Genomic DNA, 25,634 nt, shown 5'->3' with positions numbered 1-25,634 from the left:
ACCGTGCCTGCTTTTTGTTATTTGCGGACCTTGAGGGCGAACAGCCCCTGCGGCCGCAGCATCAGAATTCCGACAATGGCGAGCAGCGTCAGCACCTTTGCCATCGACCCCGACATGAAGAATTCGAGCGTCGACTGCGTCTGCGAGATGCTGAAGGCCGACGCGATGGTGCCGAGCAGGCTGGTGGCGCCGCCGAACACGACCACGAGGAAGGTATCGACGATGTAGAGCTGGCCGGAGGTCGGCCCGGTCGAGCCGATCATGGTGAAGGCGCTGCCGGCGACGCCGGCGATGCCGCAACCGAGGCCGAAGGTGTAGCGATCGACTTTCTCGGTGTTGATGCCGACCGCGCCGGCCATAATGCGGTTCTGCACGACGGCGCGGACCTGGCGGCCCCAGCGCGACTTGTACATGATCCAGGCCACCGCGACCGTGATCAGCACAGTCAGGCACATCACGAAGATGCCGTTGATCGGGACTTCGATGGTGTCAGTGATCTGCTTGGAGCCGAGCATCCATTGCGGCAGCTCGACGCCGACTTCGCGCGCGCCGAACACCGAGCGATAGGTCTGCTGCAGGATGAGGCTGAGGCCCCAAGTCGCCAGCAGCGTATCCAGCGGGCGCTTGTAGAGGTGGCGTATCAGTCCCCATTCGACCAGCATGCCGAGCGCGCCGGAGGCCATGAAAGCGAGCACCATGGCGAGAAAGAAGTAGCCGGGAAACAGCGCCGGCAGGTAGCTCTGAAACGCACTGGAGGTGAGCCAGGTGACGTAGGCGCCGAGGATCATGAACTCGCCATGGGCCATGTTGATGACGCCCATCTGACCGAAGATGATGGCAAGCCCGAGCGCCATCAGCACATAGACGGAAAACAAGATCAGGCCCGCAAAGCCCTGCATGACGAAAATGGAGCCGAGATCGCCAATCGAATAGTCGCCGAGCATCGATGTTTCTCCGTGGGGGAAGTCCCGCGCCGCGAGCAAGCTCGCGACGCGGGGGTGTTGGACGCGGATTGACGGTCCACGCCAGGGAGACTCTTGAGAGAGACTCTTGGGGAATCGCGGGAGTTGTCCGCGAGCCTTTATTGATAGCCCTTGGGGAACGGATCCGGCTGGATCAGATCGGCGGTCTCGAACACCATGTCGAACTGGCCGTCCAGCTTGGCCTTGCCGACGCGGGTCTTCGACCACAGATGGTGGTTTTCATGGATCCGGACATAGCCTTCCGGCGCACCCTTGAACTCGATGCCGGGCGAAGCGGCCGCGACCTTGTCGACGTCGAAGGAATTCGCCTTCTCGACGGTCGCTTTCCACAGCCACGGGCCGAGATAAGCGGCTTGCGTCACGTCGCCGATCACGGTCTTGTCGCCCCACATCTTCTTGAACGCGGCAACGAACTTTTCGTTGTTCTCGTTCTTCAGCGACTGGAAGTACTTCATGCAGGCATAGGCGCCGGCGATGTTCTCGCCGCCGATGCCGTCGATCTCGTCCTCGGTCACCGAAATGGTCAGCAGGGTCTGCTTCGACAGGTCGATGCCGGCAGCCTTGAGCTGCTTGTAGAACGCGACGTTCGAACCGCCGACGACGTCGGTAAAGATCACGTCGGGCTTGGTCAGCTTGAGCTTGTTGATGACGGAGTTGAACTGGGTGTGGCCGAGCGGGAAGTATTCCTCGCCGACGACCTTCAGCTTCAGGAAGTTCTCGATGTGCTTGCGCGCGATCTTGTTCGAGGTGCGCGGCCAGATGTAGTCGGAGCCGATGAAGTAGAACGATTTGGCGTTCTTTTCCTTGGTGATCCAGTCGATGCCGGCGAGAATCTGCTGGGTCGCCTCCTGCCCGGTGTAGATCACGTTCTTGGACTGCTCGAGCCCTTCATAGAAGGTCGGGTAATAGAGCATGCCGTTGTACTGCTCCATGACAGGCAGCACCGCCTTGCGCGACGCCGAGGTCCAGCAGCCCATGATCGAGGCCACCTTGTCGTTGACCAGCAGCTTCTTGGCCTTCTCCGCGAAAGTCGGCCAGTCGCTGGCGCCGTCTTCCTGGATGATCTTGATCTTGCGGCCAAGCACACCGCCCATGGCGTTGATCTGCTCGATGGCAAGCTTTTCGGCCTGAATCGAACCGGTTTCGGAGATCGCCATCGTGCCGGTGGCGGAATGCAGGATGCCGACCGTCACTTCGGTGTCGGTAACGGCCAATCCCGTGGCGTTGACGGCCGCAGTCGGCGGTCCGGCGCCGAATGCCAGGCGCGGCAGCAGCGCCATCGCCGGCAAGACTGCCGCTCCCATCAGCAGTTTACGTCGCAGCGGAGACTGCAGGCCCCGTTTGATTTCGTCTGACATGAGCACCCCATTTTGTTCGAGAACGCGCTTATTGGTGAGGCAAGGATGCTCAGTTTTGTGCACTGCACAGATACGCAAGATTGCGTATACTGCACCGCAAAATAGCGACGTAGGTTTTGGTACGGAGTCTGCGGTACGCGGTTTGCGGTACGCAGATTGCAAGGTGTTGGATGAGCCACGAAGGGCTCGGTCGTCAGCGGTCAGGAGCAACAAAGTGGCAGGGCGGCAGCGGATCGACCGCGTCAGGCGCCAATACAATCAATGGGTTGCAAACCAGACGCTGGAAGACTACGCGCTGCGCTTTACCGCCAAGAGCGCACGGCGATGGTCCGCCGCCCGCGTCGCCAACACCGCGCTCGGCGCCATCTCGTTCCTGGCGCTGGAAGCCATCGGCGGCACCATTACGCTGAATTACGGCGCTACCAATGCGGTCGCCGCCATTCTGGTCGTCAGCGTCATCATCTTCCTTTGCGGACTGCCGATTGCCTATCACGCCGCCAAATGCGGCATCGACATCGACCTGCTGACCCGCGGCGCGGGGTTCGGTTATATCGGTTCGACCATCACGTCGCTGATCTATGCCTCCTTCACCTTCATCTTCTTCGCGCTCGAGGCGGTCATTCTCGCCAGCGCACTGGAGATGTGCTTCGGCATCCCGCGTCCGATCGGCTATCTCATCAGCGCGGTCGTCATCATTCCGCTGGTGACGTACGGCATCACGCTGATCAGCCGCTTCCAACTGTGGACGCAGCCGATCTGGATCATCCTGCACATCCTTCCTTTTGTCGCGATCGCCTACGCCAACCCGCAATCGTTTGCGGAGTGGCGCAAATTCTCCGGCGAGCATGGCGACGCCGGCGGGAATCTCGATCTGCTATTGTTCGGCACCGCCGCCTCGGTGGTGTTTTCGCTGGTGGCGCAGATCGGTGAACAGGTCGACTTCCTGCGGTTCCTGCCGCGCGACCGCCGGACCTCACGGACGTCGTGGTGGATCGCGATGCTCAGCGCCGGCCCCGGCTGGATCATCTTTGGCGCGCTAAAACTGCTGCTGGGCTCGTTCCTCGCCTACTTCGCGCTCAGCCACGGCGTTTCCACCGAACATGCGGCTGAGCCCGCGCACATGTATCTCGAAGCGTTCCGTTATGTCCTGTCGCAGCCCGATCTGGTGCTGGCGCTGACCGGCACCTTCGTCATTCTCTCGCAGATCAAGATCAACGTCACCAACGCCTATGCCGGCTCGATCGCCTGGTCGAACTTCTTCTCGCGGCTGACCCACAGCCATCCGGGCCGCGTGGTGTGGCTCGTCTTCAACGTGCTGGTCGCGCTGCTTTTGATGGAAATCGGCGTCTACAAGGCGCTGGAGCAGACGCTGGCGCTTTATTCCAACGTCGCCATCGCATGGGTCGGCGCGCTGGTCGCCGATCTCGTGGTCAACAAGCCGCTCGGTCTGCGGCCGCAGCACATCGAGTTCAAGCGCGCGCATCTCTACGATATCAATCCGGTCGGCGTCGGCGCGATGACGATCGCGACCATCGTCTCGATCAGCGCGTTCTATGGCCTGTTCGGACCGACGCCGAAGGCGTTGTCGCCGTTCGTCGCGCTCGCCGTCGCCTTTGTCACCGCGCCTTTGATCGCCTGGGCCACCGACGGCAAATATTACATCGCCCGCAAGCCGAAGCGGAGCTGGCAGAATCTGGAATCGATCCAGTGCTGTATCTGCGAGCATTCGTTCGAGCCGGAGGATATGGCCTCCTGCCCGGCCTATGCCGGCCCGATCTGTTCGCTATGCTGTTCGCTGGACGCGCGCTGCCATGATCTCTGCAAGCCGCATGCGCGGATTCAGGCGCAGGTTTCGGACGCGCTGGCCAAGGCACTGCCTCAGCCGATCTATGCCCGGATCAACTCCCAGGTCGGGCACTATCTCGGCGTGTTCGTGGTGTCCGCAGGCCTGGTCGGGCTGACGCTCGCGCTGATCTATCTTCAGACGTCGGCGACGATTCCGGTCGACGATCTCCAGCTGTCGGACGTGCTGTGGAAGGTGTTCTTCGCTCTCACCATCATTATCGGCGTCGTGGCATGGCTGTTCGTGCTGGCGCAGCAGAGCCGCCGCGCGGCGGAAGCCGAAACCCGACGCCAGACCACATTGCTGATTCAGGAAATCGACGCGCACAAGCGTACCGATGCCGAACTGCAGCGTGCCAAGGAAGTCGCCGAATCCGCTAATCTGGCCAAGAGCCGCTACGTTGTCGGGTTGAGTCACGAACTGCGCTCGCCACTCAACGCCATAAGTGGCTACGCGCAATTGCTCGAACAGGATTCCAGCCTGCAGACAAAACCGCGCGATCAGGTGCGCGTGGTCCGCCGCAGCGCAGACCATCTTTCGGGCCTGATCGACGGCATTCTGGACATCTCCAAGATAGAAGCCGGCCGGTTGTACCTGTCGCGCGACGAGGTGCGGTTGAGCGATTTCCTCGATCAGCTGGTCGGCATGTTCCGCCTGCAAGCCGCCGCCAAGGGTACCGATTTTGTCTTCAAGCGGCCGGCGGTGCTGCCGGTCGTGGTCTTTGCCGACGAGAAGCGGCTGCGCCAGATCCTGATCAACCTGTTGTCGAACGCCATCAAGTTCACCCAGGCCGGCAGCGTGCAGTTCGTGGTGCATTACCGCAGCCCGGTGGCGGAGTTCGAGGTGATCGACACCGGCCCGGGCATTCAGGCCGACGACCTCGAACGCATTTTCGCGCCGTTCGAACGCGGCGCGCTCGGCGTCTCCCAACCCCAGACCGGAACCGGTCTTGGCCTGACCATCAGCCGGCTGCTGGCCGGCGTCATGGGCGGCGACATCAAGGTCACCAGCACGGTCGGCACCGGCAGCAACTTCCGCATGAAGATCCTGCTTTCGGAAGTCACCAACCCGACGCGGATCGCGCCGGTCGGGGCGCCGATCTTCGGCTATCACGGCCCGCGCAAGACGATCCTGATCACCGACGACGATCCGACCCATCGCGATCTCCTGCGCGAGGTCTTGACGCCGCTCGGCTTCATCCTGCTCAGCGCGCCCGACGGCCCCGGCTGCCTGGAGTTGGCCCAGCATTGCCGGCCCGATCTGTTTCTGCTCGACATCTCGATGGCCGGGATGGACGGCTGGACGATCGCGGAAACCCTGCGCAAGAACGGCCACCATCAGGCGCGCATCCTGATGGTGTCGGCGAGCGCGCTGGAGGCGCATGGCGCACCGCTGGCGCAGCCCTTCCACGACGGCTACCTGATGAAGCCGATCGATATTCCGCGGCTGCTGGAAACCATTCGCCAATTACTCAAGCTCGAATGGGAATATGAGGTCGACCAGATCGCCGTTCCGAGCTGGAAGCCCGAGACCGGCTCGCGGCCGTCGGTGAAGCACGTCGAGGAACTCATCGGACTCGGGCAATTGGGTTACATCCGCGCCATCCAGCTCAAGCTCGACGAGATCGGCAACGATCACCCTGAACATGCCGACTTCGTCACCCAAATGCGCGCCCTGATCGATCGCTTCGATCTCGATCAATACATGGCGACCCTGAAGACGTTGCACAGCTATGATCATTGAACAAAAAAAACGCGACGTCGCCCTCGTCGTCGACGATTCCCCGGAAACCCTGCGGCTGCTCACCGACGCGCTCGATGGCGCGGGCATGACGGTCATGGTCGCGCTCGACGGCGCCTCGGCGATGCGGATCGTCGATCAGATCACGCCTGACATCGTGCTGCTTGACGCCGTGATGCCCGGCATGGACGGATTTGAGACCTGCAAACGGCTGAAACGCGATGCGGGTCTCGTCAACGTTCCCATCATCTTCATGACCGGCCTTGCAGAAACCGAACACATCGTCCGCGGGCTGGAGGCCGGCGGCGTGGATTACGTGACAAAACCGATCGCGATCGAGGAGATGCTGGCGCGGATTCGGGTGCACCTCGCCAATGCCCGGCTGACCCAGAGCGCCCGCGCCGCACTCGACGTCTCCGGCCGCTATCTGCTCGCCGTGAACGGCGTCGGCAAGATCATGTGGGCGACGCCGCAGGCGCAGAAACTGTTATCGGATACGCTTAGCGCCGACGCCGACGACAATATCGTGCTGCCGGATCCGATGCCGCAATGGCTGGAACAGGTGCAGAAGGGCAAGGCCGGGTCGAAGGCGTCGGTGATGGCAGCGTTCCCCGGCAACGAGCTGCTCAAGCTGCAGTATATGGGCAAGCTCGGGCCGAACGAGTTCCTGCTGCGGCTCGCCAAGGATTCCGGCGCCGATACGCCGGCGGAGTTCTCCAGCGAATTGGGACTGACCACGCGCGAGGGCGAGGTTCTGTCGTGGCTGTCGAAAGGAAAGACCAATCGCGACATCGCGCAAATCCTAGGCCTCTCGCCCCGCACCGTCGACAAGCATCTCGAGCAGATCTATTCCAAGCTCGGCGTCGAGAACCGCACCGCGGCGGCTGCGATCGCGGTCAATGCGAAGAATCTGAAGCGATGAGCTGGGAGGCCGCATAAGCGTTGCACCTTGGTCTTCTCGAATTTCTTGCGCGACGGATGTTCAAAGTTTAACCCGTTCATCCCATGATCGCTCTTAAGCGAATGTCCGCTTTGGAAGCGGCCGGTCATGAATACGCATGTGGGGGTAACCGCACCGGCGCCTTGCGAACGGCTCCCGGCGTCCGTGATCCGCACTTTTCTGATGTCGGCAGCGACGACTATCTCCTGATCGTGCTGGCGCGCGATATCGAAGACTTCTAGAGAATCCATCGGACGGCGACGTGCGGTAAATTGCCAAGGCGCTCTCGATCGGCAGCTTGGGCCTCTCGCCCCGGCCGCGCTTTTTTTGCTTGCTCTTGGTGCGGAGCTTCGAGAGGTCGATCTTGTCGAGGTTCACCAAGCCGCGCGCGCCGGCGTATAAATTTGACCGGCGAAGGTCAAATGCCGGTTGACGGTTCCGCTGCTGAGACCGCACTTGCTTTTTTCACCCTCCTTCTTGTTCTTGTCGAGCTCGTGCCCCTTCTCGCGAAGCTGCGCAATCGTCAGGTGTTCATCCCTGACCGATTTGCCGTAGTGCTTGTAGATCTCGAAAACGAGGAGATCGACGAATTTGCCGACATGCGCCTGGCGCAGCAGGTTCAGATCGTCGACCTGCTGGTCCTCGATCATGAACTTGACGAACAGGTTCGCAACGCTCCTCGCCTGCCGCTGGGTCTTTTGGTCCCACTGACCGTTCTTGGCATTAAGCTTGATGACATTTTCCGCGAACTTCGAGAATTCCGCCATTGGGACGATTTGCGGGGTCGGCGCAGGCTCTGCCGGCGGTGGATCGGGACGGCGATCCTCGCGATCCACGACGTTGCCGTCCTCGACACGCTACCCTCCATAGCGGCGGTCGATTTCGCCGTGTGCAAGCTTCATCCCCCGGAAGTAGGTTCCCTGGGCGACACTGACGTTCATGGCGGTCGGTGCAGCCGCCACGCCTTCGATCATTTGCCGAAGGACAGGATGCTTCGTCGGCACCAGACCGTTCATCTGGAGCATGGTCAGGTGACGCTCGACGGCCTCGATGTCGGCGTCCGAGAGCCCGTCGGAGATCATGCGGGAGCGATCCTCCTGACGTACGACGGCCGTGGCGCCCTGTGCGTCGAGCAGGGTGTAGGTCCACAACGCCCGCTTGTCGTCCGACCGCGCCTGGTCGATATCGAACCCGGGCGCGCTCTTTGCAGCGAGCGCGACAGCGCCGCCGCGCGACCGAGTCCGTCCGTGCTACCGGTTATGAAGACTTTGGCCATCGCTTCTGCTTCCCATCTTCGAGCACATTCGTCAGCCCAGTCACATCTCGATCACTTGCGGCAACGCTGGCCCAAGGCTCCCGACCTCGGTCGGCGGGGCCCGGAGAACACCTACTTGCCGCTGAGCGACAGGCTAATGCGAGTGACGATATCGTCCCAAGCGCGCTCTTCCCTGGCGGGATAGTTGATCAGCAGCAATGGACCAATCCCCTCGAGAAGTTGCAGCGGTCGTACCAAACTTTGTCGCCCTTGTAGCTGGAAACCGCGAAGAAGCGGGGCGTCACTCGCTTGTACTGCGCGGAGGCGGATTCTTCTTCGCAAGAAAAGCAGCGGGTGAATCGTTCGCAACGTTGGGGGCAGCTTGGATCGTGATGTTGGCGCGGCCGTCGGAGGTTTGGAATCGCCGCCCATACCCATCGGGTTGGCCCGCTTCCTCGCTGAAGACGGACGCCGGGAAATCCACCGCGCGCCATAAGCGGCGAAGAGGGCATATCGGCAACGAGCCGACTTTTTCAGGGTCGCAGGCGTGTCTTTGGAAGGCTCGGCTACAGCGTTTTATTTCTCCCGGCCAGAAACCTTTGCGCGGCTCATCTATTGGTAGGTAGCGGCGGAACCGGAAACGGCAGCCGTCTATAAGAGCCGCGCGGAGTAATGCCCGAGCGGCTTTTCTATGCGGGTTGCCCCGTTATGGAAAGCAGATGCCTCTAACCAGACAGCCATTTAGGCCACGCACTACTGAAGAGCTTATGGCGCTGCTCAGCGCCGTGGCGACTGCGATTCTGGCTGTCATCATCATCTCGATGCTCTATTTTGGCCGGGATATCTTCGTGCCCGTCGCCTTGGCTATCCTTCTCAGCTTCGTGCTGGCGCCGCTGGTCGGACTATTGCAGCGTATCCATGTCCCCCGCGCATTGGCCGTCGTCAGCGTGGTCATACTCGCCTTCTCGCTGATTTTCGCGATGGGGAGCCTTCTTGCCACGCAACTGACGCAACTCGCGGGGGATCTCCCCCGTTACCAGTCGACGATAAGCGAAAAGATCCAGTCCTTTCGGGACACAAAGGCCGGCAGGGGCACGCTGGAACGCGCCTCCGACATGCTGAAGGATCTCAGCAAGGAGCTCGATAAACCGAAAGACGCCGCATCTGCGCGTGCGCCAGGCTCCGTCCTCGGTCCCGGCGTCCCGGGGCCAGTAGCGCCGGTTCCGGTGGAAGTGCGCCAGCCCGATCCGGGCGCGCTGGAAAGCCTGCGGACCTTGATCTCCCCGCTGGTTCATCCCCTCGCGACAACCGGCATCATCGTTATTTTCGTGATCTTCATTCTGCTTCAACGCGAAGATCTTCGTAACCGGCTTATTCGGCTGGCAGGCTCATCCGATCTGCAGCGTACGACAGCGGCACTCGACGACGCGGCGAGCCGACTCAGCCGGCTGTTCCTGACCCAACTTCTCCTGAACGGTGCATTTGGCGTGGTGATCGGCACGGGCCTGTGGATCATCGGGATTCCAAGCGCGATCCTTTGGGGCATCCTGGCGGCAGCGCTTCGCTTCGTCCCCTACATCGGCGCCGTCATCGCGGCAGCATTTCCGCTGGCCTTGGCGGTAGCCGTCGATCCAGGCTGGTCGATGTTGCTCTGGACAGCAGCGCTTTTTCTTGTTGTGGAGCCGCTCGTCGGCCACGTCGTCGAGCCTATGGTTTACGGCCACAGCACCGGGCTCTCTCCCGTTGCGGTGATCGCCTCGGCGACGTTCTGGACCGCACTATGGGGACCGATCGGGCTCGTCCTCGCGACGCCTCTCACAGTGTGCCTTGTTGTGCTCGGTCGTCATGTCGAACGTCTGGAGTTTCTTGACGTCATGTTCGGGGACCGTCCGGCGCTTTCACCCCCCGAAATATTTTACCAGCGGATGCTGGCGGGCGATCCGACCGAAGCCGCCGAAAAGGCCGAAGAGTTCCTGAAAGAACGGTCGCTGGCCTCGTACTATGACGAGGTCGCCTTGAAGGGGCTGCACCTGGCGCAAGCCGATGCCGAGCGCGGCGCGCTTGACCGGGAACGTCTCATCAAGATTCGGGACGCGGTAAGCGAATTTGTAGGCGACCTGTCCGATCAGGACGATCGGCCGCCGGCGAAGGAAAGCGCGACCACCGATGCAGAAGCATCGTCTGCGGTGGAAAGCGTGGCCGAAAATGCGGTCAGTGAACATTTGCCGGTTCTCAGCAAGGAAACCCTGCCGCCGGAATGGCAAGGTGAACATCCCGTGCTCTGCGTGGCCGGACGCAGCCTCATCGACGAGGCCGCCGCGGTCATGCTGGCGCAGCTCTCGACGGCGCACGGACTGCCGGCGCGGGTGGAAGCTGCGGAAGCGCTCTCCACCACCAATGTCTTCCGCCTGGATACGTCGGGCGTTGCGATCGTCTGCCTGGTCTACCTCGACGCCAGTGGGCCCGCGCACATGCGCTACGCCGTGCGGCGCCTGAGGCGGAAGTTACCAAGTGCAACCATTGTCCTGGGCTGTTGGCTCAAGGAGGCTGACCCGGCTGCGTTGGAATTGTTGCGGGAAGGCGCCAAAGCCGACCTCGTTGCGGCGAGCCTCGGTGATGCGGTCAAGCTTTGCATCGAGGCGGCGGGAGTAAAGGACGAACGTCAGGAAGCCTCGAGGCAGGAAAAGTCTACGACGGTAGCTGCGTGAGATTTCAGTCAATGTCCGCTCCGGCCCCAAGGTGAGCGGTGTGAATAGGCGTCCAAGGCTGACCCCTTCACCTCTTGGCAGATCAATAGCTTAGCTCGCCGATCGGCGCCGGGACCCCATACCGATTAACAGATATAGCCTTCACCGCGAAAACTGACGCTATGTGCCAAGGGCTTCCCGCATTTTTTTGCTCGGTTTAGACGGAAGGGGGTCTTGGGTTTTTAATCCCAATGCGTACGGAGCCCCCGATGCGGTCGGTTCGTCCCAGACCAAAGGACAAACAGATGCCCCCCGGGGAGAATCTGGGTTTGTTTCAAACGTCCGTCGTCACCAAGGTAACCGCCACCAAGCCGCCCGAATCACGTCCCGTTACTAAGCGTTGACTCGCGCGCTGCGTAGATAGCCCACCGGACCGGGCGGCGACTATGGTTGATGCGAACTGGGACGACTTGGATAGACTTGAACAAAGGCTGCTGATCAAGTTGTTCGGCGGCGGCTCAACGCGATACGATGATCCGGCGGTTGTTGAGGGTCTTCGGCGCCGTGGCTTTGTCGATGATAACAACCAACTTTCGATGCCAGGGCTCCGCGTTTTCGCCGTTGCTGTGCGCGAACAGCAAGCCAAAGTGCAATCCCGTTTGACTGTCCGGACAGACCGCCGCTGAGTGATCTCTGAAAGACGTAAGTTAATTGACAAGACCGAGTTGTGGTTCGGCCCTTAGCGCATTGATGGCTTTCGCGAATGACGGCTTTGCGCCACGAGCGGCCGTTCGCTTACCACGCATCAGGCGAAGACTTCTCGTCACATGGCACGCAGCCAATCGCCGGCCCTGGCTGCCGAGACGCTGACGCTGGTGGTTTCCTAGCCCGAGATCACCGAAGTCAGACCGCCATCGACGGCAAGGATCTGACCGGTGATGTGCTTGCCGGCGTCGCTGGCGAAGAGAACCGCGGCGCCCTTCAGATCCTCCTCGTCGCCGATGCGGCGCAGCGGCGCGCCGGCGGCGAGCTTTTCGACCCCGACAGCTTCGATCGTGCCCTTCGTCATCCTCGACGGAAAAAAGCCCGGCGCCAGGGCATTGGCCGTAATTCCGTAACGCCCCCAACTGCCCGCCAGCGCCCGCGTGAAATTGACCACCGCGCCCTTGCTCGTGTTGTAGGCGACCATCTGCATATCCCCGGAGCTTCCGAACAGGCCCGCGATCGAAGCAAGGTTGATGATGCGGCCATACTTGTTGGGAATCATCGAGTGCTTCGCGACCTGCTGGCTGAGCAGGAACAGCGAGCGGATATTCAGATTCATCACCTTGTCCCACGCTTCGATCGGATGATCCTCGGTCGGCGCACCCCAGGTCGCGCCCGCATTGTTCACCAGAATGTCCACCCGGCCGAGCTTCTTGATCGTTTCGTCGGCGAGCCGCTTGACGTCTTCGTCCCTGGAATTATCAGCTGCGATCCACTCCGCCTTGATGCCGAGGCCGGCAAGATGCGCCTGGGCCTTTTCGAGATCCGGCGCCTTGCGAGAGGAAATCACGACCCGCGCCCCTTGCTCGCCTAGCGCCTCGGCGATCTGCAGCCCAAGGCCGCGGGAGCCGCCTGTAACAAGGGCATTCTTGCCAGTGAGATCTAATGCCTTCTTGATGCTTCCCATAGTCAAATCCTCTTGTGGACGAAGTTCTGCTGAGCGGTTATGTGGTCCGCGGGACTCTATTTCCCGCGGAATACTGCCGAGCGACGTTCCACGAAAGACTGGATGCCTTCCTTCATGTCTTCGCTGCTGAAGACGCGATCCTTGATCTTCGGGATGTAATCGATCGCAGCTTTTTCACCGGCCTCGATGTATTTCAATGCGGCTTCCTTGGTCACCTGAATGCCGATCGGCGCGTTCTTGGCGATGAGTTGTGCGATTTCCATCGCGCGGGCAACCTGTTGGCCGGGAGCGACGACTTCCTGAACAAATCCGATTTTGTGCGCTCGGGCCGCATTGAACTCGTCGCACAGCAACAAATGATACATCGCATCTCCCCAGCCAGCCCGGGTCAAATACCGGAAGTGCGCACCGCCAAGCGGCGCGATCCCGCGTTTTGACTCCATCTGGCAGAACCGGGCGTCATCGGCCGCGACGACGATATCGCCAGCCAGCATCATTTCGATACCGATCGTGAAACAGATCCCCTGCACTGCCGTGACGATCGGCTTGCGGCACCGGCTTTTGAGCGCGAACGCATCGATGTTGCCAGGCTTGATCTCGGTATTCTCAGCCTTGGGTCCAAAGAATTTCGGCATATCCAGCCCGGCCGTGAAATCCGGGCCTTCGGCGCAGAGTACCCCGACCCAGTAATCGTCCGTTCGGTCGAGAAGCGTCATCGCATCGGACATCTGGGCCATCATCTGCGGACTGAACGAGTTCTTCTTCGTCACATTGTCGATGATGATCTTGAAGACGTGCCCATGCACTTCGGTGCGGATCTGCCCGACTTGAGTTTTAGTGTCGCTCATTTGTTGCCTCCGAATTGTTTCCAGGGGACTGCGCAACGACACGCAGGCTCCGGTCGACTGGCGTGCAGCTAATTATTCCCTGCCAGCAAGCTTGGAACGGTCGCCGAAGCACTGGCTACAGAAAATTTGGATAGACCTTATTCAGTGGCGATGCGCCCTGCCTCGAACCTTATCATCGCTCAACTCAACTCAGCGCCGCGAACGCGGTCCGTTCGAAAGCCATCAGTTCATCCGTCCGGCCGTCACGTACCTTGAGCAGCCACTGCGGATCCTGAAGCAGCGCCCGGCCCACCGCGACGAGATCGAACTCCTCGCGATCGAGGCGGCGGATCAACTCGTCGAGGGACGCCGGACGGGAACTCTCGCCGCCATATGCGGCGATGAATTCACCGGTCAGACCGACCGACCCGACCGAAATCGTCGGTACTCCCGTCACCTTCTTGGCCCATCCGGCAAAATTCAAATCGGAGCCATCGAACTCCGGCTCCCAGAAGCGCCGCTGCGAGCAATGCAACATGTCGATGCCCGCGTCGACCAGAGGTTCGAGCCAGGCTTCCAATGCGCGAGGCGTATCGGCCAGCTTCACTTCAAAGTCCTGCTGCTTCCACTGGCTGATCCGCAGCACGATCGGAAAGTCCGATCCGACCGCCTTGCGCACGGCGTGAACGATATCAGCGGCGAACCGGGCCCGGCCGGGCAGGTCCTTGCCTCCGTAAGCATCCTCGCGGCGATTAGTACCCTCCCAAAAGAACTGATCAATCAGATAGCCGTGCGCGCCATGCAATTCGACGGCATCGAACCCCAGGCGCTTCGCCGCAACCGCCGCGTCGGCGAAAGCGCGAATGGCGTCTGCAATGTCCTCGTCGCTCATCGGCTCGCCGAACTTCTTCTCCGGTCGCGAAAGGCCGGACGGACTGTCGTAGGCACCGGGAGGAGACCAATTCTGGGCACGCGTGCGAACGGCTCCGACATGCCAGAGCTGCGGTGCCATCAGGCCACCCGCGGCGTGCACCTCGTCAGCCACACGCCGCCACCCTGCCAGCTCCTTCTCGCCATGAAAGCGGGGAACATTCGGATCGTTCAGGGATGCCGGACGATCCACCCCCGTGCCCTCCGATATGATGAACCCGACCGCGCCCTCGGCACGGCGGCGGTAGTACCGCGCAACGTCTTCGGTCGGAATTCCGCCCGGAGAGAATGAGCGCGTCATTGGCGCCATCACCACCCGGTTCGGCAAGTTCAGCCCTTTCAGCTTGAAAGGCCGGAAAAGTGCATCGCTCGACATTCACGCTCCCTGACTCATTAGGAGCTTTGCGGGCTCCGATCACACGCATTGCTCATTCAAGAGGTTGGCTCACTTGTCCTCGGCGCTGAGAACCTTCCCGAACTGATCCCATGTGCTGCCGTTCCAGCGCTGCAACTGCAGCTGTGTATACGCCATACTGCTGTCCGGGCCGGTGTTGACCGTAATGCCGGGAATGAGCGTCGGCAGGGACAAGCCACGTATGTTACGCGATTGCTTGACGATGTTCTCGCGCGATAGATCGTCACCGCACTGCTTGAGCACCTGCTCCAGGATCTGTCCCTGCTGCGTGCCGAACAGATAATTGGCATCGCCGATGTCGGCACCCGGCAGGTATTTCGCGAAATGGTCGCGGTACCACTTGATGCCGGGATCATCGGCCCACTTCTTGTCGCCCGGATCCTTGAAGATTGTCGCGGCGACGATGCCCACAGCTTTCTCCGGCCCCGCGGGGACGATGGTTGAAGAGACCGAGCTCGACACCAGATTGATCAGAAACAGAGGCTTCCAACCAACCTCGTCGGCCTTCTTGATAGCCTGGGCCGCGAATTTCGGTGTGCCGGCAACCATGAACGCCTCTGCGCCAGACGATTTCAACTTCACCACGTGGGAATCGATCGTCGGCTCGGTCACTTCATAGGAGGACGATACGACTTTCTTGTCGAAGTCGTCTTTCAAGTAGCCTTTGAATGCATTGAGGAAGTCCTTACCCAAATCGTCGTTCTGATACAGGATCGCTATCTTTGCGTCCGGTCGGGCCTGGGTAATGTATTTCGCGTAGATGCGTCCTTCCGTGTCATAGCTGGGGAGCCCCGTCGTGGTCATCGGAAATTCAGCGAAGCTAGTGAACTTGGTAACTCCGCTCACCACAAATAGATGAGGCACCTTTTTGCCGTTGACGTACTTTATCGTGGCGCCGATGCCGGGCGTACCCAGCGGACCGAACAGGAATGCCACCTCGTCGCTTTCGATGAGCTTTCTGGTCTGCTCGACGGTCTTGGGCGGACTGTAAGCATCGTCGTAGGTGAAGAGGTTGATCTTGCGGCCGTTGATGCCACCGCGCTCGTTGATCGAATTGATGTATGCGATCAGACCCTTCCCGGTATTGCTGAGCGGCGACGCGGGACCGCTAAACGGGAACGTAGCCCCCACTTTCACTTCGGTGCTCGTGACGCCGGGGGTTTCCGCACGCGCATGCGCGCCGAAAATCGTCACGCCGATCGCGGCTGCCAGTATGGTCTTCCTGAGCATTGATATCTCCCTTGTCCAGCGACGGGCTGCGTCGCTCATCAATCGTTGAATTTCCGTGCGGCGTCCGCGACCGAATCCTGATGCGGCTTCGTCCGATTCCTTGCAGTGCATCACTCAGCCCGCGGCTGCCGCCTCGGACGCCTTCCCGGCCGCCCGCTCGATCGCCATCTCTCGCAGCTTGTGTTTGAGTATCTTGCCGGTGGAGGCTGCCGGCAGAGCGTCGAGCACGATCAATTCAGTCGGACGCTTGTACGAAGTGAGCTGTTGGGCTGTGTACGCCTTCAGGTCTTCGGCGCTAACGGTGGCGCCGGGGAGAAGCTGCACGAACGCAACGACCTCCTCGTTGCCGTCGACCGGTCGTCCCACCACAGCCGATTGGACGACCTGGTCGTGCGCATTCAGCACCGCCTCCACCTCGGCGGGATAAACGTTGAAGCCGGAGCGGATGATGAGTTCCTTGGTGCGGCCAGCGATATAGAGATGGCCCTCGCCGTTCACCCGGGCGAGATCGCCCGTGTTGAACCATCCCTGGTCATCGATCGCCGCGGCCGTCTGTTCGGGAGAGCGATAGTAGCCAAGCATCACGTTGGGACCTCGCACGTGCAACTCGCCCACGTCGCCGGTCGCCACCTTCTTGCCCTGCCTGTCCACGATCCGGTGCTCGATACCGGGAAGAAAGGGGCCGACCGACTCGTCGGAAACGGGGTGTTCGGAACGGACACCCGACAGGCCCGGCGAACATTCGGTTATGCCGTAATTGTTCAACAGCGGGATTCCGAATTCGTCCTCGATCCGCTTCTTCAAGTCGAGGTCGAGCGGAGCGCCGGCGACGGCAATGGTCCGCAGCTTGCCTCGATCGAGTCGCTGGATGCCCTTGACCGCCTTGTGTTCGAGCAGACGCTGATATGTGGCGGGAACACCGAACAGGCTCGTGATCCCCTCCTCGGCTATGGCATGGGCCAGCGCGGCGGGATCGGCCTTGGCCACAACGTATAAGGTAGCGCCGTGCATCAGCGTGGCGATCAGCAGGATCGAATACCCGACGATGTGGGACATCGGCAGCACGCCGTAGATGCGGTCTGCCGGACCGCTTCGGCGAAGAATTCCCGAAGTCCTTGCGGTAAAGAGCAGGTTGCGATGGCTCAGCATGACTCCCTTCGGAGCACCGGTCGTGCCCGAGGTGTACAAGAGGCCCGCGACCTGGCGGGCGCCATCCTTCTCGAAGGGCTCCGCTTGCGCATCTGCATTGAGTGGACCAATACCGATTCCACCGAACGGTCCCACAGCGTCTATTTTGGCGCCGACGCGGCTGGCGTGATCGGCCGCTTCCTTCGAAAGCGCCGAGTTGAAAAGTACGCGTCGTGCGCCGCTGTGAGTCCCGATCAGGTCGATCTCCCTGGCTGAGAGGCGGGGATTAACCGCAATGCCCCAGGCATCGAGCTTGCTCGCCGCGAATAGCATCGCCCCCAGGGCCACGCTGTTCTCGCTCGCAATCATCACGCGATCGCCGGGCCCGATCCCCAAATCGGAAAGGTCCTTCGCCGCGGCGTCGACAGCTTCCGAGAATTGCCGGTAGCTCCACGAACGCCCCCCTTCCACGAACGCCGGATGATCCGGAATGTCCCGCACGAACGGCGCGTAGACCTCGTGTACCCTGGACGGCAGGCCGTCCAGCAGTTCGGCCGCAGTGATATCGTCCACGCTCCTCATGCCATCCTCCTCGCGCCTTGTTTTCGGGGGTGCTGCGTGGCCGCCTTTAAACGGCAGGTCCGCTCCTCACTTCCATCGTTGTGGCAAGTAAATAGTTCTAAAATAGAACTGTCAAGTCAGATGCCGGTATGCCTTTTTAAAAGTGGGAATGACTTCCATCTCATGAATTCAATTCCTATTTGGAATTTAATGTTTGATACGCAGATTATTCGGAGAAATCAGTAGGATAAGACTAACTTGGGGAAGTGCGTTGCTCGTTGGCACGCGCAGCCGCGATATTCAGCACTCGTTAGAGTCAGCTGATGCCACGCGAATGCTCGCTTCGCGTGGCAGGTTGAAGAAGTTTGGCACAGGCATCGTTCGTTAGCGGCTCGCAATAATCGCGTCGCTAAGTGAACACTGGCTGAAGCTGGCAACTCGCCGTACGACGCCAGCTCATTGGGCACCGTAGGGTGATACATCTCGACTGCTCAGGCGTCCGCAGCACAAAGTCCGCACGCTTCACTCAATCTCACGCTACACAAAGCATGCGCTTGGCTGCCGATCTTCCAGCGCGTGATGCGGCTCAGGGACGCCTTCAATTGAGCCTCCATGCTGCTTGCCCCAACTCCGAAGCGAAAGCAGTACAGGCCCGAGGCTCTGGCCGAAGGCAGAGATTTCATATTCCACCTTCGGAGGAATCTGCGGATAGGCATGGCGCACGATCACGCCATCGGCCTCCAACTCGCGCAATTGAAGGGTCAGTATCCTCTGCGTGGCGTTAGGGATGGCTCGGGACAGTTCCATGAACCGCTTCTTGCCAGCGAAGAGATGGAATAGGATCAGTGGCTTCCACATGCCGCCAATGACGGACAGTGTCACTCCGACCGCACATCCGCTCTTCGCGTCAAACCGTCTTGGACGCATGGACACCTCCAGAAATGGTCGCATCTGCCATAATCATGCGTTCTGCGGCATGCAGGACACGAACTCGGGTCGGCGGAGCCTAGCTACGGTCACACTCGCTCGGTTGACGTCTTGGATGTTGCCGTCGATGCTATCGAACCGACGTCGGGGTTTATATCACATGACGATCCCAATACAATAGATGGTGATTTCGGCCGGTAGCCTGCCCAGGCTTCGGGACGCTCCGTCGTCATGTCAGATCCGCTGTGGTATCGGCCAAGCCCTGCTCTCCGCTTTGGCACGCGTCGGGTACGTTCATAAATGATAGTAGCCGCTTTAATTGTGCCTTCTTGCGAAAACGAGACGCGACCCTAGGTCCGTGGACAACGCAACACCGACCCGGGATATGACGATGACGTTCAAGGCACTGCTGGCAGCAAAGACAGACGGAAAGATTACGACCAGCGTGGTCGAAATGAACGAGCAAGATCTCATGCCTGGCGACGTTACGGTCTCCGTCGACTATTCGACCGTGAACTACAAGGATGCGCTGGCAATTACCGGGCGCACAGAGGTCATTCGCCAGTTTCCCCTCATTCCCGGCATCGATCTCGCTGGAACAGTGGAGGCATCCTCCTATCCCGGCATCGCAGTCGGAGACCGCGTCGTCGCCAACAGCTGGGGCTTAAGTCAGACCCATCACGGTGGATATGCCCAGAGGGCACGGCTGAAAGGCGAATGGCTGGTGAAGATTCCGGCGCCGTTTTCGACAAAAGACGCCATGGCGATCGGCACGGCGGGTTACACCGCGATGCTGTCGGTGCTCGCCCTCGAACATGGCGGCATCACACCGCAGCGTGGCGACATCCTCGTAACCGGCGCCAACGGCGGCGTTGGGTCAATCGCGATCGCCCTCCTCGCCGATCTCGGCTATCGCGTCGTCGCATCGACGGGACGTCTTGAGGAAGCCGATTATCTGCGGAGTCTCGGCGCGGCAGAAGTCATTGATCGACGAACGCTTTCGGAGCCTGGAGCACCAATCTCGCGCGAGCGTTGGGCTGGCGCTGTCGACTCGGTCGGCAGTCATACCCTGGTGAACGTGCTGGCGCAGACGCAGTACCGCGGCGTAGTGACGGCCTGCGGACTGGCTCAGGGTGTCGATCTTCCCGGAACGGTTCTGCCGTTCATCCTGCGCAATGTCACCCTGGCAGGCATCGACTCGGTGAATACCCCTCAGGCGGCGCGACTCGAGGCATGGTCGCGTTTGGCGCGCGATCTGGACGTGAACAAGCTCGCCCGAACGATGCAGGTGGTCGGCCTCGCGGAGGTCCCCGATGTGGTGCGCCAAATGTTCGCCGGGAAGGTCCAGGGCCGCACGGTCGTCGACGTGAATGCCTAAAGCGCGATGAGATTGGGTTGAATCGTCATCGCGCTTTAGCTCCTTGTTTGAGCATGATCTTTTCGGAAAACCGCTTCACACTTTTCCGGATCATGCTCTAGCTATCTTGCGACCGGGCTTGCTGGGCGACGCCTCGATGAAAATCGGACCGCGCGGCAACAAGACAGCAAACCCTCTTGGAGTCCATTATTATAGGCCAATTTTGCGGTCGATGTCGGCGAGAGGCACATCAACTCGAAAGGCAATGGTCAGTCGCTTCGCAGGTCCGCACCGAAGCCAATGCGGTTCACCATTTCTCGGCCCACGGCCGGAGCACGACTTCGAACGCCCAGGTCGACCGATGCTGCTGATGAAGCTGCAGATAGGTTTTTGCGATATGGACGGGGTCGGCCATGTTGTCATCGACAGTCGTTCCCGCCAGCCGATGCGCGCGCGTCCCGTCCTCCTGGGTCCAGCCGATCGCGGCGTCGATCGGCACGTTCGCGACGTGGATACCCTGCGGCATCAGTTCTCTTGCCATGCTTTGCGCGAGTCCGGACTTGGCATGACATGCCATCGCAAAGGCGCCACTTGACGGGAAGCCCTTGAGCGCCGCGCTGGCGTTCGTGAAGATGATCGTTCCTCTCGCGCCATTGGCGTCGGGTTCGTTGCCGAGCATGAGCCGAGCAGCCTGTTGACCGACCAGAAACGCGCTGAATGCCGAATTGCGAAGCGTCTCGAGCGCCATCACCGGGTCGGCTTCGATAACGCTCTTGCGAAAAATGCCGGGCACCCGGCCATCGATGTTATGCACGACAAGCCTTGGCGTCCCGATGTCTTGAACGACATTCTCGAACAGCCGCGCCACGGCCGGCGGTTCGCTGGCGTCGCAGACGTACCGACGCACACCGTGTGTCTTTTCGAGGGTCTCAAGGACGGCTTTTTCGGGATTTCTGGCTGCGACGCCGACTCGCATGCCGCTTTCCGCGAACAGCCTGGCGCAACTCGAACTGATGCCCGGACCGCCGCCGACAATGAGTGCAACGTCCTGTGTGGAAGTTTGGGTGTCGCGGTTGGATTGAGTCATGCTGTTTCCTCGGATGAGTTTGGTGGCCGACTGGCGTCGTGGCGCCGCAACTCAGGCGACGCCAGTACGAAAACCTATTGTTTCACTGCAATGACGACCTTGCCTCTTGCGCGGCCGGTCTCGACGTAGACCAAAGCATCCGCGGTTTTTTCAAACGGGAAGACTTTATCCACGACCGGACGGATCACGCCGGATTCGATCAGCGATGTGATTTCGTTGAGCTGCTGCCCCTGCGCTCGCATGAACAGGAATGAATAGCGCACGCCAAGACTTTGGGCCTTGTTCCGCGCGCCACGGCTCAGGAGGCGTATCACCAGCTTCAGGAACAGGTTCAATCCTAATTCCCTGGAAAATTCGGGGTCGGGCGGCCCCGCAATCGAAATGAGGAGGCCCCCCGGCTTCAACACGCGCAGAGATTTTTCAAGCGTCTTGGCGTCCTGGCTATGCAGCACCACATCGTAGCCGGACAAAACCTTCTCGAAATCCTGCGTCTTGTAGTCGATGGCCACATCCGCACCGAGGCTCTTGACCAGCTCGATATTTTTCGCACCCGTCGTCGTCGCGACTGTCGCGCCGAGGTGCTTGGCAAGCTGGATGGCAAAAGTCCCGACGCCACCGGAGCCGGCCTGGATGAAGACCTTCTGGCTGGGCTTCAGCTTGGCCACCTCCACCAGCGCCTGCCAGGCGGTCAGCCCTACCAGCGGGATGGAGGCCGCTTCCTCCATGCTGATGTTTTTGGGCTTAAGCGCCACGTCAGATTCATTCACGGCAATGAATTCCGCGAATGTTCCGACCCGATGATCGCGCGGCCGTGCATAGACTTCGTCGCCCGCCTTGAACCGCCTGACCTTGGGACCAACCCTGGTGACGATCCCGGCCACATCGTGGCCGAGAACAAAAGGCGGACGATACGGCAGGAAGAGTTTGAATTCCCCGTCCCTGATCTTGGAGTCCAGAACGTTCACACCAGTTGCGTAAACACTAACCATGACATCATCATCCCGCACCTCCGGCTCTTGCACTTTGGCAAAGCGCAGCGCGCCCTTCTTTTTGTATTTATCGACAACGAATGCCTTCATGGTGTCTTCTCCAAATTGATCTATGTCGCGGTGTCAGGCGTCGAGGAAAGACAGTGCCTTCGGCACGAAATCGGCGTGGTTCTGAAAAATCCCGCCATGCCCGGCGTCTTCGTAGATAACCAGTTCTGCGCGCGGGATACGGCGCGCCATATCGATGCTGTTTGCGGTCGGCACCATGATATCGTTGTCGCCATTCGCGATCAGGACCGGGATCCGAATGTTCGCGAGATCTTGAGGGGCCTGTCGGCCCCAGGCAGTGATCGCCTTGACCTGCCGCAAGAAAGCGCCGGGCGTAGGTCCTTTGTCCCGGCCGGCCTTTCGCTCCTTCAGCCGTTTCAGGAAGGCCGTGGCGGCTTGGCGGCCATTGGCCGTGGACGTGAAGAACAGATAGAATTTCGGGTCCCGCAGCGTCACAAGGCCTTTGATCATCAAAGGCCAGGATACCGACCACACCTTGTCGATTCCTTCGCCGCCCGCCGGCCCCGTGCCGGTCAAAATTAGCTTTCGCACCAGGTCAGGCGCTTTCAGCGTGATATCCTGCGCCACGAATCCGCCGAGGGAAAAGCCGAGCAGATCGACTTTATCGAAGCCCAGCGCGCGGATCAGGCCGATCGCATCCCGTGCCATTTCATCGACGGTCACAGGCGCTGTTCCGCCCGACCCACCGATACCCCGGTAGTTGGTCGCGATCACACGATGCTTGCTGGCGAGACCATCGACAATCCGCGGATCGAAATTGTCGAGAACCGCGCCCCAATGGTTGAGAAGAATTATCGGCACGCCGGTGCGGGGACCGATGTCGCGGTACACGAAACTGGTCCCCCCGACATTTATCGAGAGCGTGGGTGCATCTATGTAGCGCACCCCTCGCCCGAGGTTAGTAACGGTGCTTGACATGATCTTCTCCATAGTCCGGCTCGGACCGAAAACTCCAGGATGGGACGGATAACCGGCCGGACGGCACAGCTCTCTGTTTGCGCGCCAGCACACGTGCTGATTACGCCGGCCCGAATTGCGCTCGCAGAATCTTGTCGAACAGCGACCGAGGACTCCGGTCGAATAATTCGACTTGCCGCGCGGCCTCGCGGATGCCCATCGACACGCCGAAAACTGGCTTCCTGCGTGGCGCTCTCAAGTTCGGCATTATTTTACCTCTCGGCTACGGTTGCACCGGCAGGTGACTCGCTTCACTTTTTTGATGACGATCGTCATCTTATCTGTTAGATGATGGTCGTCATGAAAAAAGTCAAGCGGAGTTTCTGCGAATCTGAGAACGCGCGGCCCGCGGCGGCGACCATCGGACGAATATCCGGTCCTGCGACCAGCGGGGTAAGCAAACCATGAGGGTGTCGCGTGAAAAGGCGCTGGAGAACCGCGAGCAGATCATCGGGACTGCGGCGCGCCTGCTGCGCGAGCGAGGTTTCGATGGGATCGGCGTTGCCGACATCATGAAAGCTGCCGGCCTGACCCATGGCGGCTTCTATCGTAACTTCGCTTCAAAGGATGATCTAGCGGTCAAGGCCAGCGAACGTGCGATCGCGGACACGACAGCGTTGCTGAAGGATGAACTGGCCCAACAGCCCAAAGATCCGTTTCGCGAACTCATCGAACGCTATGTGTCATCGGCCCATCGCGACGATCCGGGTTCCGGGTGCATTCTGCCAGCGTTGGCCGTCGACGCCGCGCGGAGCGATGATCCGGCTCTCCGCGCCGTCTTCATCACGGCGATCCAGGGCTATCTCGACCAGATTGCGAAACTGTCGTCCGCGACCCCAAGGGCTACCGGCAGCAGACATCCCGGGGCTATCCTCTCGGAGATGGTTGGCGCTGTCATATTGTCTCGGGTGCTTGCGGACGACCCTCTGGCAGAATCACTGATTGCTGCCGTCGTCGCGGATATTGCCGGACCATCCCCGGAAAACAAATCGGCCAAGGCGTGATTCGACACGGCAGCAAACGGCTCTTGGCGTTTGCTTCTTCCGATTGGTCTCACCTGAAATTGGGAACGCGTTTCTCGATGAAGGCCCGCACGGCTTCGGTGTGCTCCGCCGTACCCGCCGCAACGACCATCTTCTCGGCCTCGTGATCCAATGACGTCAGGAAGTCAGCCGATAGCGCAAGATCGAGATTATCCTTGATGGCCGCATAGGCGCTCACTGGACCGTTCGCCAACGTCCTCGCCCATGCGAACGCTTCCTTCTGCAGGTCAACATCAGGCACCACGCGATTGACCAGCCCCAGTGCTTCGCAGCGGCGTGCATCGATCCGTTCGGACAAGAACATCAGTTCGCGGGCACGCGCCGTCCCTGCCAGCCGGGTCAACAGCCACGAAATGCCGTAATCGCCCGTAAGCGCAATTCTGGCATAGCCGGTCGTCATGATGGTGGATTCGGCTGCGATACGAATGTCGCAAGCGAGCGCGATCGCAAGCCCAGCGCCAGCCGCCGGTCCCGGCAAGGCCGCGATGGTGGGTTTACGCACCGAAACAAGCACGCCGGTCAGCGTTCGCTGACGCTCCTTCAGTCGGGAAACCTTGTCGTTGAATGACATGGCCGGTGCGGCCGAACTGCCGCCCATCCCCTTGACATCGCCGCCCGAACAGAAGGCGCTGCCTGCACCGGTAATCAGCAGTGCGCCAACGTTCGGATCGTCCCCGTTGCGCTTGATCATTCGGCGCAACGCCGGCGTGAGATGGTCGGACAGCGAATTTCTCGCCTCGGGCCGATTCAAGGTGATCACGGCAACGCGATCCCGGATCGCGCACAGGAGTTCGTCCGTCCCTGTATCAATCGAGATTGACCCATCAGTCATGGTTGTGACCTTTCAAGTCCTGCGTCCGCGGCGCTCTTAAATGAGCAAGCGCATTATCCAGCTGTAACCCGTTTCTCACCGGGCAGGCTTCACCAATTTTCGCCGAATGGCCGCAGTTCCGTGAGGAATGACCAGGCCGATCGATCCTGATCATAGAGGTGGTACAGTTCGTCGGCGATGGCGGCAGGCTTGATGAAGAATTCATCCGGTTTGTCGCTCATGCGCGCGCGCATCCGGGGCGTGTCGATCACGGCGTCGATGAGAAGATAGGCAACGTGCACGCCGAGAGGCCCCATGTCACGTGCGATCGACTCGGCCAATATACGCTGCGCCGCCTTTGTCGGAGCGAAGCCGGCAAAATTGGCCTTGCCGCGAATCGAAGACGTGTTTCCGGTCACCAGGATCGCGCCCTTACCTCTCTCGATCATGTCAGGAGCCACTTCGCGGGCCAGGTACAACAAGCCCATCACGTTGACCTCGAAATTGCCCTTCAGCATCTTCGGATCGATCTCGCGAAAGCTTCCCCAGCCTCCTCCGACCGCGTTGTGGATAAGAACCTCGGCCGCTCCAAAACGGCGCTTTACGTCAGTGACCACGGTCCGCACCTGGCTCTCGTCCGACACGTCGCAGGTCACCGCGTGCACGTCGGGCAGCTCTTGCGCAAGGCGATCGATGAGCTCTGTTGAGCGAGCAAGCGCGATAACACGAAACCCGCCAGCAGAGAACCGCTTGACGATGGCAGCTCCAGTGCCCGGCCCTACCCCGGTCACGATCGCGATTGGCTTCTCGGTCATTTTAACGCTC

General features: G+C 60.5%; 22 protein-coding genes and 1 pseudogene. 7 read left to right on the top strand and 16 right to left on the bottom strand.

The window, feature by feature from the left end:
- Positions 1-17: 17 nt before the first annotated feature.
- On the bottom strand, positions 18-944 hold the full coding sequence (gene urtB, locus ABIE49_RS31685; protein ID WP_192735048.1) for an urea ABC transporter permease subunit UrtB: 927 nt from the start codon (positions 942-944) through the stop codon (positions 18-20).
- A gap of 137 nt (positions 945-1,081) precedes the next feature.
- Positions 1,082-2,341 (bottom strand): urea ABC transporter substrate-binding protein, encoded by a 1,260-nt coding sequence (gene urtA, locus ABIE49_RS31680; RefSeq protein WP_192735049.1) that lies wholly within the window; start codon positions 2,339-2,341, stop codon positions 1,082-1,084.
- A gap of 214 nt (positions 2,342-2,555) precedes the next feature.
- On the opposite strand from urtA, the gene ABIE49_RS31675 reads away from it, so the two are divergent.
- The 3 genes from ABIE49_RS31675 (at position 2,556) to ABIE49_RS31665 (ending at position 7,106) form a co-directional block, all read left to right on the top strand.
- Positions 2,556-5,927 carry a hybrid sensor histidine kinase/response regulator gene (locus tag ABIE49_RS31675; protein WP_192735050.1) on the top strand — a complete coding sequence of 1,124 codons (3,372 nt, stop codon included), beginning with the start codon at positions 2,556-2,558 and terminating at the stop codon, positions 5,925-5,927.
- Positions 5,917-6,846, top strand: a complete 930-nt coding sequence (locus ABIE49_RS31670; RefSeq protein ID WP_192735051.1) for a response regulator — start codon at positions 5,917-5,919, stop codon at positions 6,844-6,846. The genes ABIE49_RS31675 and ABIE49_RS31670 overlap by 11 nt, the downstream gene beginning before the upstream one ends.
- Before the next feature lie 101 nt (positions 6,847-6,947).
- The gene (locus tag ABIE49_RS31665; protein ID WP_192735052.1) at positions 6,948-7,106 is read left to right on the top strand and encodes a hypothetical protein; all 159 of its coding nucleotides are present in this window, start codon (positions 6,948-6,950) and stop codon (positions 7,104-7,106) included.
- Positions 7,107-7,238: 132 nt separating this feature from the next.
- Here ABIE49_RS31665 and ABIE49_RS31660 read toward each other — a convergent pair whose 3' ends face one another.
- The 3 genes and pseudogenes from ABIE49_RS31660 to ABIE49_RS31650 all read right to left on the bottom strand — a co-directional run.
- Entirely contained in the window at positions 7,239-7,700 is a 462-nt protein-coding gene (locus ABIE49_RS31660; protein ID WP_192735053.1) for a hypothetical protein, read from the bottom strand.
- Positions 7,701-7,721: 21 nt separating this feature from the next.
- A complete protein-coding gene (locus ABIE49_RS31655) occupies positions 7,722-8,015 on the bottom strand; it encodes a hypothetical protein (RefSeq protein ID WP_192735054.1) in 294 nt (97 codons plus the stop codon).
- Positions 8,016-8,251: 236 nt separating this feature from the next.
- A pseudogene (locus ABIE49_RS31650) lies at positions 8,252-8,606 on the bottom strand (hypothetical protein); the annotation flags it as partial.
- Between the two features lie 280 nt (positions 8,607-8,886).
- Here ABIE49_RS31650 and ABIE49_RS31645 point away from each other — a divergent pair.
- Both ABIE49_RS31645 and ABIE49_RS31640 read left to right on the top strand, forming a co-directional pair.
- Positions 8,887-10,827 (top strand): AI-2E family transporter, encoded by a 1,941-nt coding sequence (locus ABIE49_RS31645; protein WP_192735055.1) that lies wholly within the window; start codon positions 8,887-8,889, stop codon positions 10,825-10,827.
- Between the two features lie 425 nt (positions 10,828-11,252).
- Positions 11,253-11,492, top strand: coding sequence for a hypothetical protein (locus tag ABIE49_RS31640; protein WP_192735056.1), 240 nt, complete (start codon positions 11,253-11,255; stop codon positions 11,490-11,492).
- Positions 11,493-11,689: 197 nt separating this feature from the next.
- Here ABIE49_RS31640 and ABIE49_RS31635 read toward each other — a convergent pair whose 3' ends face one another.
- The 6 genes from ABIE49_RS31635 to ABIE49_RS31610 form a co-directional block, all read right to left on the bottom strand.
- Positions 11,690-12,478: an SDR family oxidoreductase gene (locus ABIE49_RS31635; protein ID WP_192735057.1), complete on the bottom strand. Its 789-nt coding sequence runs from the start codon at positions 12,476-12,478 to the stop codon at positions 11,690-11,692.
- Between the two features lie 56 nt (positions 12,479-12,534).
- Positions 12,535-13,326, bottom strand: coding sequence for a crotonase/enoyl-CoA hydratase family protein (locus ABIE49_RS31630; protein WP_192735058.1), 792 nt, complete (start codon positions 13,324-13,326; stop codon positions 12,535-12,537).
- A 184-nt stretch (positions 13,327-13,510) separates the two neighbouring features.
- Positions 13,511-14,611, bottom strand: a complete 1,101-nt coding sequence (locus tag ABIE49_RS31625) for an NADH:flavin oxidoreductase (RefSeq protein ID WP_192735059.1) — start codon at positions 14,609-14,611, stop codon at positions 13,511-13,513.
- 69 nt (positions 14,612-14,680) lie between these two features.
- On the bottom strand, positions 14,681-15,880 hold the full coding sequence (locus tag ABIE49_RS31620; protein WP_192735060.1) for an ABC transporter substrate-binding protein: 1,200 nt from the start codon (positions 15,878-15,880) through the stop codon (positions 14,681-14,683).
- A gap of 114 nt (positions 15,881-15,994) precedes the next feature.
- Positions 15,995-17,590 (bottom strand): class I adenylate-forming enzyme family protein, encoded by a 1,596-nt coding sequence (locus ABIE49_RS31615; RefSeq protein WP_192735061.1) that lies wholly within the window; start codon positions 17,588-17,590, stop codon positions 15,995-15,997.
- A gap of 516 nt (positions 17,591-18,106) precedes the next feature.
- Positions 18,107-18,451 (bottom strand): winged helix-turn-helix transcriptional regulator, encoded by a 345-nt coding sequence (locus tag ABIE49_RS31610; protein WP_354067100.1) that lies wholly within the window; start codon positions 18,449-18,451, stop codon positions 18,107-18,109.
- A 436-nt stretch (positions 18,452-18,887) separates the two neighbouring features.
- Between ABIE49_RS31610 and acuI the strand changes: the two genes are divergently transcribed.
- Positions 18,888-19,874: an acrylyl-CoA reductase (NADPH) gene (acuI, locus tag ABIE49_RS31605; protein WP_192735063.1), complete on the top strand. Its 987-nt coding sequence runs from the start codon at positions 18,888-18,890 to the stop codon at positions 19,872-19,874.
- Positions 19,875-20,160: 286 nt separating this feature from the next.
- On the opposite strand, the gene ABIE49_RS31600 is transcribed toward acuI, so the two are convergent.
- The 3 genes from ABIE49_RS31600 to ABIE49_RS31590 form a co-directional block, all read right to left on the bottom strand.
- The gene (locus tag ABIE49_RS31600) at positions 20,161-20,940 is read right to left on the bottom strand and encodes an SDR family oxidoreductase (RefSeq protein WP_192735064.1); all 780 of its coding nucleotides are present in this window, start codon (positions 20,938-20,940) and stop codon (positions 20,161-20,163) included.
- Between the two features lie 74 nt (positions 20,941-21,014).
- Positions 21,015-22,019, bottom strand: a complete 1,005-nt coding sequence (locus tag ABIE49_RS31595) for an NADP-dependent oxidoreductase (RefSeq protein WP_192735065.1) — start codon at positions 22,017-22,019, stop codon at positions 21,015-21,017.
- 33 nt (positions 22,020-22,052) lie between these two features.
- Positions 22,053-22,916 carry an alpha/beta fold hydrolase gene (locus tag ABIE49_RS31590; RefSeq protein WP_192735238.1) on the bottom strand — a complete coding sequence of 288 codons (864 nt, stop codon included), beginning with the start codon at positions 22,914-22,916 and terminating at the stop codon, positions 22,053-22,055.
- A 449-nt stretch (positions 22,917-23,365) separates the two neighbouring features.
- Here ABIE49_RS31590 and ABIE49_RS31585 point away from each other — a divergent pair, with 449 nt between their 5' ends.
- Positions 23,366-23,959, top strand: a complete 594-nt coding sequence (locus ABIE49_RS31585; protein ID WP_192735066.1) for a TetR/AcrR family transcriptional regulator — start codon at positions 23,366-23,368, stop codon at positions 23,957-23,959.
- 49 nt (positions 23,960-24,008) lie between these two features.
- Here ABIE49_RS31585 and ABIE49_RS31580 read toward each other — a convergent pair whose 3' ends face one another.
- Both ABIE49_RS31580 and ABIE49_RS31575 read right to left on the bottom strand, forming a co-directional pair.
- Positions 24,009-24,830, bottom strand: coding sequence for an enoyl-CoA hydratase-related protein (locus ABIE49_RS31580; protein ID WP_192735067.1), 822 nt, complete (start codon positions 24,828-24,830; stop codon positions 24,009-24,011).
- Positions 24,831-24,919: 89 nt separating this feature from the next.
- Positions 24,920-25,624 carry an SDR family NAD(P)-dependent oxidoreductase gene (locus ABIE49_RS31575; RefSeq protein ID WP_192735068.1) on the bottom strand — a complete coding sequence of 235 codons (705 nt, stop codon included), beginning with the start codon at positions 25,622-25,624 and terminating at the stop codon, positions 24,920-24,922.
- Positions 25,625-25,634 lie beyond the last annotated feature (10 nt).

Source organism: Bradyrhizobium sp. OAE829, from assembly GCF_040546575.1.
Lineage (GTDB): Bacteria > Pseudomonadota > Alphaproteobacteria > Rhizobiales > Xanthobacteraceae > Bradyrhizobium.
This window is presented reverse-complemented; position numbering and strand designations above follow the sequence as displayed.